This is a genomic window from Rheinheimera sp. (assembly GCF_030824435.1).
Classification (GTDB): domain Bacteria; phylum Pseudomonadota; class Gammaproteobacteria; order Enterobacterales; family Alteromonadaceae; genus Pararheinheimera.
In genome coordinates this window covers 26,468-39,000 of the sequence record NZ_JAVBXS010000020.1, presented here as the reverse complement: position 1 = coordinate 39,000, position 12,533 = coordinate 26,468, and the positions used below count along the sequence as shown (strand labels likewise).

The window sequence follows — 12,533 nt, the reverse complement described above, 5'->3', positions numbered from 1 at the left end:
TTGTGTTGTAGGCGGTAAATGATTTCAGCGCATTCTACTGCAAAAGCAGAAAAACGGCGACAGGATATTGTAGAAAAAGCCTAAAAAAAGCGCGGTATGCAAAATCTCAGGCGATAAATTGCATGAATATGCAATTTAGCTGTCTGGATATCTGTTGCTCTGCATTGAGGGTTACGAAGTTGCTTTCAGGTCGGAGCAGTTAAAATGAAATTTGAGATCAAAAGCCGGTCTGGCCACCGGCTTTGATGACTGACGGTGCAGGAAACACCGTCAGCCGCATTTATTAAAAATTACGTGCCAGCTGCACCAGCGCATTGGCATCAAAATGATAAGTGGTGTTGCAATATTCGCAGCTGATATCCAGTTTACCTTCGGCAATATGTTCTTCAATGGCGGCCTGGCCCAGGCTGATAATGGCTGCTTCACATTTGTCGCGTGAACAACCACAGACAAATTCCACTTTTTGTGCCGGGAACAATTCCACCACTTCCTGATGGAACAACCGGTACAACATATCTTCCGGTGCCAGTTCCAGCAGTTCTGTTGCTGTGATGGTGTCGGTCAGTTGCTCCAGCTCCGCAAAATCCAGCTTGGCTTTGTCCTGATCCACCGGCAACACCTGTAACAATAAACCGGCCGCTTTATTGTGGGCTTCAGTGATGTCGGTGTGCAGATAAATGCGGGTTGGCAGTTGTTCCGACTGGTTAAAATAAGCTTCCAGAGTTTCAGAAAGGCTGGTGCCGGTAATAGGAATCACACCCTGATAACGTTCACCCTGCTCCGGAGTGACAGTGACCAATAAAAAGCCCTGGCCTATCAGTTCATGGAAACTGTCGCCTGTAACTTCACTTTGCATCCGCACCACACCGCGGAATTGCTGTTTGTTATTGCCATTCACCGCAGCAAATTTCACCGGACCATCACCCTGAATCTGTACCGCAATCTGGCCTTCAAATTTTAAGGTGGCGGTTAATAAACTGGTGGCCGCGACCAGTTCGGCCAGCAGTTGTTTCACCGGATGGGCATATTGGTGATTTTGCAGCATCAGATCCAGGCTGGCAGCCACCTGCACAATTTCTCCACGCACATCTTTTTCGCGGAATAAAAAACGGACCAGTTGATCAGATTGACTCATAACACCCTCATTGTTGCGATTTGAGCAGCAATAATTGCCGCCGCATTTTTTTGTCTGGTTTGCTGTCCGGATGGGGCGCAAACAACAAATTCAGTTTGCGAAGTTCGGCACGCTCTGCTCTGAGTTGTACACTTTCAGCGGTTTCTTCATAGAGCTGCTGTGCCAGCGGCGCGGCCAGACGTTGTTCAGATAAAGCCCGCACTATCACGGTTTTTTCATCTGTACCCTGTGCCAGTTTAATAGTGGCGCCAAGTTCCACAGCTTTGCTGGCCTTACAACGTTGGCCATTATACTGAACTTTACCACCATCAATCATGTCTTTTGCCAGACTGCGGGTTTTATAAAAACGACAGGCCCACAACCATTTATCTAAACGTAATACGGCTGTGGTATTGTGCGGATTTGCGGTAGAGTGTGACATCAGAGTCTCCCGAAAAAACTGGCGCGACCTTAGCATAAAGCTTAGCTTGCCTCCAGTTGTGACTTGTTATCATTTGGTAAATTTTCAGGCTGCTCTTGTTGATACCTGAGCAACTGAGTAAGATGAATTTTGGTTAAAAAAAAGAATTAGAAAACGATGAATTGGCCCTCTATCTCCCGACATGAACTTCCTGCCGAGCTGATGCGTCTTTACCAGCGGGTGCCGGTGAAACAGCTGAATATGCTGTTTTCTGTCGGTCTGGTGTTGTTGCTGGCCTGGCTGGCAGCCCGACTCAGCTGGATGTTGTGGCCTGCGCCTGTGGTTACGGCAGTGCAGCCACTCAGTAGTCACACCGCAGCTTCGCAGCAGTCGCCAGCCATTGATGCTTTGTTGGCAGCTCACCTTTTTGGTGAATATCAGGCCAAAGCTGAAGCCGCCCCCACGCCGGCGCCTAACCCTACCGATGCACCCAAAACCAGCCTGAACTTAAAACTGACAGGTGTAGTTGCCACTAAAAAGAAACCGGAACAAGGCACTGCCATTATTGAAAGTAATGGAGTAGAGCAAGTGTATGGGGTGGATGAACAGATTGAAGGTACCAGCGCCAGTTTAAAACAAGTGCTGGAAGATCGGGTGTTGTTAAACGTGTCGGGCCGATTTGAAACCCTGATGCTGGACGGTCTTGAATATCAGCAGCTGAGTGCGGAAAACAGCGCTTATAACGAAGGTGAACTACAAGAAGTGCAGGCCGTGCCTGAACCTATGGAATACAGCCCGGCGCAGCAGGACATTGCCGCTATGCGCCGTGAAATGCTGGCAGAACCCGCCAAACTCTTTGATTACATTCGTATTACGCCGCGTCATCGCAACGGCCAGATGTATGGTTATGCGCTGACACCAGGCAAAGATCCGGAATTATTTGCCCGCATGGGGCTGATGCCAAATGACGTTGCTATTGAGATTAACGGTGTGCGGCTGAACGACATGCAACAGGCTTATGGCCTGATCAATGAATTACGTGAGGCCAAAGAAGCCTCGATTAAAGTGGAACGTGACGGTGAGATTAAAGATGTTTTGTTTAGTCTGTCACAATAACAATCAGCTAATAATGGTTCACTCCTAATGAATTTAAAGTCTATCCGTCGTCCGGCGTTGTTGTCGTGGCTGGGCGCAGGTGCTCTGGCCCTGCTTAGTTTTTTCAGTGCTGCTGTTGAATATCAACCAAATTTTAAAGGCACTGAAATTAATGAATTTATTAACATCGTTGGCAAAAACCTGAATAAAACCATTATTGTCGACCCGCAAGTGCGTGGCCGTATTAATGTGCGTTCTTATGAAATGCTGAACGAAGCGCAGTATTACCAGTTTTTCCTGAACGTATTGGAAGTGTACGACTTCTCAGTGGTTGAGATGAAAAGTGGTGTGCTCAAAGTAGTGCGGCAAAAAGACGCCAAAATGTCGAATATCCCGGTAGTGGGTGACGGCAATGGTGGCATCGGTGACGAAATGGTCACCCGGGTGGTGCAGGTAAAAAACGTTTCAGTGCGTGAACTGGCACCTTTATTACGTCAGTTTACCGATCAGGCCGGTGGTGGCCATGTGGTGAACTACGACCCGTCCAACGTTATTATGATGACGGGCCAGGCCGAAGTGGTAAACCGGCTGGTCGACATTATCCAGCGGGTGGATAAAGCCGGTAACCAGGATATTGAAATTATTAAGCTTAGTTTTGCCTCCGCCGGCGAAGTGGTGCGCATACTGGACAATATCTATAAAAAACAAGGGCAAGGCGACCAGCCGGAATTTTTAATTCCCAAAATTGTGGCCGATGAGCGCACCAACAGCGTGATAGTGTCCGGTGAGTTACAGGCGCGCCAGCGGGTGGCTGAAATTGTTAAACGACTGGACGCTGAGCAGGAAAATCAGGGCAACACCAGAGTGTATTACCTGAAATACGCCAAAGCAGAAGACTTAGTCAAAGTGTTACAGGGTGTCAGTAATTCTATGGTGGCGGCAGCTGCAGGTCAAAGTGCAGGTCAGGCGGCCGGTCAGACTGCTTCACGCAGCAACAGCCGTGGTGATGTCAGTATTGAAAGCCATGCCGAAAGTAACTCTGTGGTCGTCACAGCCCAGCCCGATATGCTTCGAAGTCTGGAAGATGTGATTCGCCAGATTGACGTACGCCGTGCTCAGGTGCTGGTTGAAGCCATTATTGTGGAAATTGGTGAAACTTCAGGTATTAACCTGGGGGTGCAATGGATTAGCGAAACCGGTGGTATGCAGCAGTTTACCAATGCCGGTATGCCAATTTCGACAGTGGCTGCCGGCGCAGCAGCTGTTGGCCGTACGCAAAAAGGTACTGAAACAACAGTAGTGGCGCCTGACGGCACCAAAACCACCACTAAAACACCAGATCAAGAACCTGATTACACCACTATTGGCCAGGCGCTTTCCGGTGTAAACGGCGCTTTGCTTGGTATTGTTAAAAACGACTGGGGCGCTATTTTACAAGCCGTTACCAGCGACAGTAATTCCAATATTCTGGCCACACCACACCTCACTACGCTGGATAACCAGGAATCGTATTTTATTGTGGGTGAAGAAATTCCAATTAAAACCACCACCAGCCCGGGTCAAGGCGGCACCAACCCCTTTACCACCCTGGACCGGCTGGAAATTGGTATCAAGCTTAAAGTCACCCCACAAATTAACGAAGGCAACGCCGTTAAGCTGACGATAGAGCAGGAAGTGTCGGGCCGTGCCGGTGAAATTGAAGGCAACCCTATTGTCAGTAAAAGAGAAATTAAAACCACAGTGATGGCCGAAGATGGCGCTACTGTGGTGCTGGGTGGTTTAATTGACGAAGACGTGCAGGAAAGTGAATCCAAGGTGCCGCTGCTGGGTGATATTCCGCTGATAGGCCAGTTATTCCGCTCTACTAAATCGGAAAAGAAAAAACGTAACCTGATGGTATTTATCCGCCCAACCATTATGCGTGAAGGTGGTGTGATGAACGAAGTCAGCCAGCGTAAATACAACTATATGAGAGCACAGCAACTCAGCGCACAGGATGATGGCATTAAGTTAATGCCAAATACCGACAAACCTGAAATGCCGGTATGGGGCCAGGACCGTACCCTGCCACCGGAAATTCAGCAAAAACTCGATGCTATAGATCCGCTGAAGCAGGATGAAAAACCGCAGGAGCAAAACTAAATGGCTGATGTTGAACTGGAAGCAGTCAGCACAGGCCGGATCAGGCTGCCTTTTGGTTTTGCCAAACGTCATGGTGTGTTGTTACAGCCGCAGGGCGACAATTGGCTGTTGTTGATTAACCCCAACACCAATGCCGCCGCCATGCTGGAAGTACGGCGGGTGTTGTCGTTGCCTTTTGTGGTGCAAAAACTCAGCGCGGTAGAATTTGAAGCCATGCTGGAAGCGGCTTATCAGCGCGATTCCAGCGAAGCGCAACAAATCATGCAGGACATTGGCAACGAAGTGAATCTGGCTTCTTTGGCCGATGAAATTCCGGAAACCGAAGATTTATTAGAAAACGAAGACGACGCGCCCATTATTAAACTGATCAATGCCATGTTGGGTGAAGCGATAAAACTGGGTGCTTCCGATATTCACGTCGAAACTTTTGAAAAAGCGCTGGTGGTGCGGTTTCGCATCGACGGCATTTTGCGTGAAATGCTCAGGCCAAACCGCAAGTTATCCAGTTTGCTGGTGTCGCGTATTAAGGTGATGGCCAAACTCGACATCGCCGAAAAACGGGTGCCGCAGGATGGCCGTATTAGTCTGCGCATTGCCGGTCGTGCTGTGGACGTGCGGGTTTCTACCATGCCGTCAAGCCACGGCGAGCGGGTGGTATTACGTTTACTCGATAAAAACAATTCACACCTGAACCTGGCTGATTTAGGCATGACGCCATCAGTGCAGGACAGTTTTGCCAAACTGATTTTAAAACCACACGGCATTATTCTGGTCACTGGCCCAACAGGCTCGGGTAAATCCACCACTTTGTATGCCGGTTTAACCGACATTAATACCAAAGATCGGAATATTCTGACCGTCGAAGACCCTATTGAATATGAGCTCGAAGGTATAGGTCAGACCCAGGTCAATACCAAGGTGAATATGACCTTCGCCCGTGGTTTGCGGGCAATTTTGCGCCAGGACCCTGACGTGGTGATGGTCGGTGAAATCCGCGATTTAGAAACCGCGCAAATTGCAGTGCAGGCAAGTCTCACCGGTCACTTAGTACTCAGCACTTTACACACCAACACAGCTTCAGGCGCTATTACAAGGCTTGAAGATATGGGTGTTGAACCCTTTTTATTATCTTCCAGTTTGCTGGGAGTATTAGCGCAGCGACTGGTGCGTACCTTGTGTGTGCATTGTAAAGAAGCACACGAACCGGACAAAGAAGAACGGGCTTTGCTGGGCATCACCAAAAAAGACGGTCAGCAGATTTTCCGTGCTGTTGGTTGTGAACAATGTAACCAGACCGGCTACCGTGGCCGGACCGGTATTCATGAACTGATAGTGGTGGATGAACATTGCCGTGAGCTGATTCACAACGGCAAAGGTGAACAGTCCATTGAAAAATATGTCAGAAGCCAAAGCCCCAGTATCCGTCAGGACGGTTTTTCCAAAGTGTTGTTAGGTTTTACCACGCTGGAAGAAGTGCTGCGGGTAACCCGTGAGGATGCATAGTGGCGGCATTTGAATATCAGGCACTTGATGCAAAAGGCCGCAAAAGCAAGGGGGTGATGGAGGCCGATAACGCCCGTCACGCCAGGCAGTTATTGCGCGAGCAAAAGTTAACTCCGCTCAGTCTGGAGCTGGCGTCACAGCAGGAAAAAATGCTGGCCAGCGGCAAAAAGTGGTTTCAAAGTGGCATCAGCGCCAGTGATTTAGCGCTTATTACCCGTCAAATCGCCACTTTAGTGGAAGCTGCTTTACCTATTGAAAATGCCTTGCAGGCGGTAGCGGAACAATGTGAAAAACCGCGTTTGCAAAGCATGATGATGATGGTGCGTTCCAAAGTGGTGGAAGGTTACAGTCTGGCTGAAGGCCTGGCAGAATTTCCGCATGTATTTGACCATCTGTACCGCTCTATGGTGGCGGCCGGTGAAAAATCCGGTCATCTGGATGCTGTACTCAACCGCTTAGCCGATTACACCGAACAACGTCAGCATATGCGTAGCCAGATTATGCAGGCGCTGCTGTACCCGGCCATTCTGACCTTTTTTGCCGTGGCAGTGATCAGCATTTTGCTGGCGGCCGTGGTGCCCAAAATTGTCGAGCAGTTTGAACATATGGGCCAGAGTTTGCCTGGCGCCACTTTGTTTTTAATAGCGGCCAGTGACTTTATCCGCTCTTATGGCATTTTTGTGTTGCTGGCCTTGATGCTGGCGGTGATGGCGCTGAAAAAGGCGTTAAAAAAACCAGCGCTGCGGCTGAAATACGACAGATTGTTACTCAAAGCCGGCATGCTGGGTAAAGTCAGCAGAGGCCTGAATACCGCCCGTTTTGCCCGCACTTTAAGTATCTTAAACGCCAGTGCCGTGCCTTTATTGGAGGCTATGCGTATCAGCGCTGACGTGCTTGATAATACCTTTATGAAACAAGCCATTGGCGAAGCCACTTTGCGGGTGCGTGAAGGTACTTCTTTACGTGGTGCTTTGGATCAAACCAAACTTTTTCCACCCATGATGTTGCATATGATTGCCAGTGGTGAAAAAAGTGGTCAGCTCGACGGTATGCTGGAGCGGGCGGCCAATACCCAGGATCGTGAATTTGAAACTTTGGTGACAGTGTCGCTGAAGATATTTGAACCTGTGCTGGTGTCGGTGATGGCCGGCATGGTGCTTTTTATTGTGTTGGCGATTTTACAGCCAATTTTAGCCTTGAATAATTTAGTCGGAGGAGGTTAGCAAGATGCAACAGCAACGTGGTTTTACCCTGTTAGAAGTAATGGTGGTGATTGTTATTCTGGGCATTATTGCCAGTATGGTAGTGCCTAACCTGATGGGCAATAAAGAAAAAGCCGACCAGCAAAAAGTGGTGGTGGATATTCAGCAGCTGGAAAACGCGCTGGATTTATACAAACTCAACAACGGTTTTTACCCAACCACTGAACAAGGTTTGCAGGCGTTAGTGACCCAAGTTACCACTGAACCAGTGCCACGTTCTTTTCCTGAAGGTGGTTTTGTCAAACGTCTGCCAAAAGATCCGTGGGACGGTGAATACCAGCTGGCAAGCCCGGGTGAAATGGGCAAAATTGACGTCTATTCAATGGGCCCGGATCGTACAGCCGGTACCGAAGATGATATCGGCAACTGGAATCTGGACGGCGACAACGCCGATCAGCAAAACTAATGAAATTACGGCCGCCGGCGCAGGGTTTCACTCTGGTGGAAATTCTGCTGGTTATTTTGTTAATTGGACTGCTGGCGGCTTCAGTAGTCATTAGTTTTACCGGTGAAAGCCGCGATAAAAAGCTGGCAAAACAAACAGAACAACTACAGCTGCTGATTCAGCTGGCTTCTGAAACAGCCATGCTAAAACAGCAGGAACTGGGTTTGTATCTGGATGACGAAGGCTACAGGTTTATGCTGTTTAAAGACGAAAAGTGGCACAGCATCCGTGAACCTAAAGCATTACGCAGTTACAAATTTGCTGAGGGTATTGAGTTTGAGCTGGAGCTCGAAGGCCTGGAGTGGAGTGAAGGCAATTTGCTCAGTCAGGTTGAATGGCAGGAAGAAGACAAACTGTTTGAAGAAAACAGTTTTGATGAAATTGACGCTGCCAAAGCACGTGAAAAACAACTGGAAGACAGCAAAGACCCAAACAAAAAAGCCACTGCACCGCTAAAAACCGGTTTTGTTACCGAACCGCGCAAAAAAGGTGACCCGGCACAACCGCAGATTTTTATTTTATCTTCAGGTGAAATTACCCCCTTTTTATTAACTTTAAAAGAAAGTAGCGAAAATCCGGCATGGAAACAGCAGCTGAAGGCTGTATTTAGTATTCCGCTGGAGCGGGGCGAGGTGGAACTTGACCGCTAAATCACCACAAAAATTAGCCGCTAAGTCTGGCCAAAGTGGTTTTACCCTGATTGAACTCCTGGTGGCCATGGCTATTTTTGCCATCGCCGGCGTGGCAGTAATGCGCGCTACTACTGAACATATTCGGGCTGTCACTCAGCTGGAAGAAATGACTTTTGCCAGTTTTATTGCCGAAAATCAGTTGCAGCTGAACCGGTTGGAGCAAAAATGGCCGCCTGAAGCAAAAAAGCAGGGTGAAGTAAAAATGGCTAACCGCATGTGGTTATGGCAACAAAGCAGTCTGGAAACCGCAGATCCGAATTTTCGTCAGATCAAAGTAACGGTCAGTCCGCTGGAAGAGCCGGCAAGGGTGATTTATAGCCTGCAGACTTTTGTTGGCAAACCTGAGCGCGACAAAGAATGAGCCAACTGCAAATGGCAGCGCCAGGCCAAAGAGGTTTTACTTTTATTGAAATGTTGCTGGCAACCGCCATTTTTGCTTTGGTTGGGCTGGCATCTGTGGCTGTGCTGGATAGTGTGACCCGCAGTGACACAGCTTCACAGGCGGCGCTGGCACGGTTACAAAAGTTGCAGCAAGTGATGATGTTGCTGGAGCGGGACCTGTGGCAAATAGCGCCAAGGCAAATCCGGGTGAGTGGTGAAGCACCCAATAAAGTGATGTTGGCCGGTGTGCCAAATTGGCTGGAAAGTGACGATGATGGTGTGTCATTTAGTCATGCCGGCTGGACCAATCCCGGCATGATATTGCCACGCAGTGAAGTGCAGCTGGTTGGTTATCGTTTAAAAGAAAATAAACTGGAGCGGCTGTTTTATTTATTTCCTGATGCCGTGACCGGCACTGAACCACAAATCCAGCTGCTGCTTGAAGATATCGACAGTTTTAAAATCACCTATCTGGATCAGGAAGGCGCCTGGCAAGACAGCTGGGTACAGGAGAAGATGCCAAAGGCTTTAAAAATGGTGATTACCCAACAAAACACCGGTGAGTTTGAGCGTATTTTTACTTTACCTGCCGGGCTAACCCAATGAAAACCAGATTACTGCCGATGATTATGCCACGGCCACAGCTGATCACAGCCAAACGGCAACAGCGCGGAGTAGCGCTGATTGCAGTGATGATGGTGGTGGCGCTGGTGGTAGTGATTGCGGTCAGCATGAGCGGTCGCCTGCAGCTGCAGTTGCAGCGCCAATTGAACCTGATGGAAAGGCAACAGGCGTTATGGCTGGCGCTTGGTGCTGAAGAATTTAGCCGGCAGTTGATCAGAAGTTCAGCTGCGGGCAAAGACAGCGTTAATCTGAGTCAGCCATGGGCGGCCGAAGGCGCCACTTTCCCGGTGGAGCAAGGCAGTATCAGCGGAAAAATTACTGATTTACAAGGTTGTTTTAACTTAAATTCCTTGCAGCTGCCGCCGAAAACAGCTGGCGCACCTAACAGTGATGCTGAGCAAAATCGCAGCCCGGAGGGAGAGGTCGCTGGCGCGGATAAAACCGACGAACAGAATAAACCACAACAGCCAAGGCCGAATAACAACAGAACAGGCTTGGTGCAAACACCGGCGCAGCAAGCCATGCAAAGATTGCTGGAACAATCAGCCGCCGATTTATCGATGCCAGCTGAATATCTGGTGGCGCGTCTGACCGACTGGCTGGATGCAGACAATCAGCTGCAAAGTGCCGGTGGTGCGGAAGAAAACGACTATGCGGCACTTGAGTTTCCTTATTACAGTGCGAACAGTCTGATGGTCAGTAAGTCGGAGCTGCGGCAAATTCTGGATGTCACACCAGCTGATTATGCGCTGGTGGCGCCTTTGGTCTGTGTGATACCTCAGCAGTCGTTGTTGCAGCTGAATGTAAATACAGTGACTGAAGCCCAGGCTGCAGTGTTGGCTGGCATGATACCAGGCCTGGCTATTGATGACGCCCAGTCGTTAATTAATGGCCGGCCGGAAAAAGGTTTTGATAGTCTGGAGCAGTTCTGGGCCAGCAGCCAGTTGAGTGGTCTGGCGATACCAGAAGAAGTTAAAACCATGTTTAGTGTAAAGTCGCGTTATTTCCAGGCTGAGCTGACGGTACAGTTAGCAGACAGCAGTTTTAAATTGACCTCGGTATTTAAAGTTGATGACAATCAAGCAGTACAAGTGGTCGCTCGGCGCTTTGGAGGCCCAGGGTGAATGAACAACTGATAATCCGGCTTGGCAGTGTGGCCAATGCGCCGGTCGACTGGCTGGTCTGGTCGGCACTGAATGAAGAAATAATTGCCAGTGGCCGTTTAGCCGGCGCCGATGATTTGCCTGCGTTGGCGCAGCGTCTTGGCCAACGCCCTGTGGTGGCCTTAGTGCCGGCCTGTGATGTGGTGCTGAAAACTGTGCCTTTGCCAGGCAAACCTAATCGTCAGCTGCTGCAGGCGCTGCCTTTTATGCTGGAAGAAGATCAGGCCGAAGATATTGAGCAGCTGTTGTTGTTACAAGGCCAGACCTTGCAGCAGGACGGTCAATACAGTCAGCAAGTGGCCGTAGTGCGCCGTGCCATGATGGAGCAGTGGCTGGCCTGGTTACAACAAGCAGGTTTTAGCGTGCAGCGGATGGTGCCCGACGCTTTATTGTTGCCCGATGCTGAACTACCGCTGGTGATTGAATTGTCGGGTCAGTGGTTGTTAAAACAAGGGCCATGGCAAGTCAGTTGTATAGACGAGAGCTGGTGGCCGGATTATCTGGCGCTGCTGGCGTTACCGCTGGTATTAAGTTACAGCCCCTGGCCAGAAGCGGTATTACAACAACATCAGCTGGCGCCGGCCGAGTTGCCGCTGGCTTTGTTGGCAAGGCAGTTAAACAAAACTTCGTTTAGCTTGTTGCAGGGCGACTACGCACCGAAAAAACCACAAAACAAACATTGGCAACAGTGGCGGCTGAGTATTTCATTGGCAGCTGCTGTGCTGCTGTTGTATTTAAGCAGTGTTGGCCTTGAAAGCTGGTTATATCAGCGCCAGGCCACACAGGCCAGAAGTGCGGCAACCGAACTTTATAAAAGCAAATACCCCAATGAGCGTATTGTGAACCTGAAACGGCAGGTGGAACGTAAACTTGCGGCCAATGGCGGTGTCGACCCTAACCAGAGTCTGGTGGGTTTGTTGTCACAGCTGCAACCGCTGTTAGCACAACAACAAGGCTTAAATCTGGACAATCTGCGTTATGACAGCAAAAAAGCTGAACTGAGGTTTCAGGCCACTGCCGATGGTTTTCAGAGTTTTGAGCAGTTAAAAACCCAGTTACAACAACAGGGTTTTACTGTGGAGCAAGGCGCTTTAAGTAATATTGCCGGCAAAGTGCAAGGCACCATCACGATGCGGAGTAAAACATGAAACAATTTCAACTCTGGTGGGCGTCTTTGCAACAACGCGAGCAGCAGCTGCTGACAGGTGCTGCAGTTGTGCTTGGTATTGCCATCTTTTATGCGCTGATTTGGCAACCTTTGCATCAGGCCAGAATTGACCAGCAACTGGCGGCCAAAGGTGCGGCCGAACAGCTGCAATGGTTACAAAGCCAGTTACCAAAATTGTCGGTGGCAACCACAAGCAGCAAACCTCAGGGCAGTCTGACCGATGTGGTGTCACAAACCGCCAATACATACCAGGTGCAGGTCAGCCGGATGCAGCCGCAAAATGAGCAGTTGCAATTGTCGCTGGAGGATTTGCCTTTTGATCAGTTGTTACGTTGGCTGCATGACTTGCAATATCAGCAGGGTGTGACGCTGGTGCAGCTGGATATAGCGCAAAGCGAAGTGCCGGGGCAGGTGCGGGTGCGTCGTATGGTGCTGGAATAATGACCTTTGTGTGTGCTTTGTTGCATTCAGGCGCAATAGCCAACAGCCGCTTCACGACGTCTGCTCACAACATACAAACACA

Annotated in this window: 13 protein-coding genes; 11 read left to right on the top strand and 2 right to left on the bottom strand. The window is 49.5% G+C overall.

The features are described from left to right. Nucleotides 1-283: 283 nt before the first annotated feature. Both hslO and hslR read right to left on the bottom strand, forming a co-directional pair. Nucleotides 284-1,135, bottom strand: coding sequence for an Hsp33 family molecular chaperone HslO (gene hslO, locus RCH83_RS04035; RefSeq protein ID WP_306519280.1), 852 nt, complete (start codon nucleotides 1,133-1,135; stop codon nucleotides 284-286). 7 nt (nucleotides 1,136-1,142) lie between these two features. After that, on the bottom strand, nucleotides 1,143-1,556 hold the full coding sequence (gene hslR, locus RCH83_RS04030; RefSeq protein ID WP_306519278.1) for a ribosome-associated heat shock protein Hsp15: 414 nt from the start codon (nucleotides 1,554-1,556) through the stop codon (nucleotides 1,143-1,145). 156 nt (nucleotides 1,557-1,712) lie between these two features. Between hslR and gspC the strand changes: the two genes are divergently transcribed. Genes gspC through RCH83_RS03975 form a run of 11 tightly spaced genes read left to right on the top strand, consistent with a single transcriptional unit; the run spans nucleotide 1,713 to nucleotide 12,451 of the window. After that, nucleotides 1,713-2,651: a type II secretion system protein GspC gene (gene gspC / locus RCH83_RS04025; protein ID WP_306519276.1), complete on the top strand. Its 939-nt coding sequence runs from the start codon at nucleotides 1,713-1,715 to the stop codon at nucleotides 2,649-2,651. A 27-nt stretch (nucleotides 2,652-2,678) separates the two neighbouring features. Beyond that, a complete protein-coding gene (gene gspD, locus RCH83_RS04020) occupies nucleotides 2,679-4,772 on the top strand; it encodes a type II secretion system secretin GspD (protein WP_306519274.1) in 2,094 nt (697 codons plus the stop codon). Then, nucleotides 4,773-6,275, top strand: a complete 1,503-nt coding sequence (gspE, locus tag RCH83_RS04015) for a type II secretion system ATPase GspE (protein ID WP_306519272.1) — start codon at nucleotides 4,773-4,775, stop codon at nucleotides 6,273-6,275. Then, nucleotides 6,275-7,498 (top strand): type II secretion system inner membrane protein GspF, encoded by a 1,224-nt coding sequence (gene gspF / locus RCH83_RS04010; protein WP_306519270.1) that lies wholly within the window; start codon nucleotides 6,275-6,277, stop codon nucleotides 7,496-7,498. Before gspE ends, gspF begins: the two co-directional genes overlap by 1 nt. Before the next feature lie 4 nt (nucleotides 7,499-7,502). Then, entirely contained in the window at nucleotides 7,503-7,943 is a 441-nt protein-coding gene (gene gspG / locus RCH83_RS04005; RefSeq protein WP_306519268.1) for a type II secretion system major pseudopilin GspG, read from the top strand. Then, complete coding sequence (locus RCH83_RS04000; RefSeq protein WP_306519267.1) at nucleotides 7,943-8,632, top strand: prepilin-type N-terminal cleavage/methylation domain-containing protein; 690 nt, start codon at nucleotides 7,943-7,945, stop codon at nucleotides 8,630-8,632. Before gspG ends, RCH83_RS04000 begins: the two co-directional genes overlap by 1 nt. Further along, on the top strand, nucleotides 8,622-9,035 hold the full coding sequence (gspI, locus tag RCH83_RS03995) for a type II secretion system minor pseudopilin GspI (RefSeq protein WP_306519265.1): 414 nt from the start codon (nucleotides 8,622-8,624) through the stop codon (nucleotides 9,033-9,035). Before RCH83_RS04000 ends, gspI begins: the two co-directional genes overlap by 11 nt. Beyond that, nucleotides 9,032-9,661: a type II secretion system minor pseudopilin GspJ gene (gene gspJ / locus RCH83_RS03990; protein WP_306519263.1), complete on the top strand. Its 630-nt coding sequence runs from the start codon at nucleotides 9,032-9,034 to the stop codon at nucleotides 9,659-9,661. Before gspI ends, gspJ begins: the two co-directional genes overlap by 4 nt. After that, entirely contained in the window at nucleotides 9,658-10,803 is a 1,146-nt protein-coding gene (gspK, locus tag RCH83_RS03985) for a type II secretion system minor pseudopilin GspK (RefSeq protein WP_306519261.1), read from the top strand. The genes gspJ and gspK overlap by 4 nt, the downstream gene beginning before the upstream one ends. Beyond that, nucleotides 10,800-11,990, top strand: a complete 1,191-nt coding sequence (gene gspL, locus RCH83_RS03980) for a type II secretion system protein GspL (protein WP_306519259.1) — start codon at nucleotides 10,800-10,802, stop codon at nucleotides 11,988-11,990. The genes gspK and gspL overlap by 4 nt, the downstream gene beginning before the upstream one ends. Continuing rightward, nucleotides 11,987-12,451 (top strand): type II secretion system protein M, encoded by a 465-nt coding sequence (locus RCH83_RS03975; RefSeq protein ID WP_306519257.1) that lies wholly within the window; start codon nucleotides 11,987-11,989, stop codon nucleotides 12,449-12,451. The genes gspL and RCH83_RS03975 overlap by 4 nt, the downstream gene beginning before the upstream one ends. The last annotated feature ends 82 nt before the right edge of the window (nucleotides 12,452-12,533 follow it).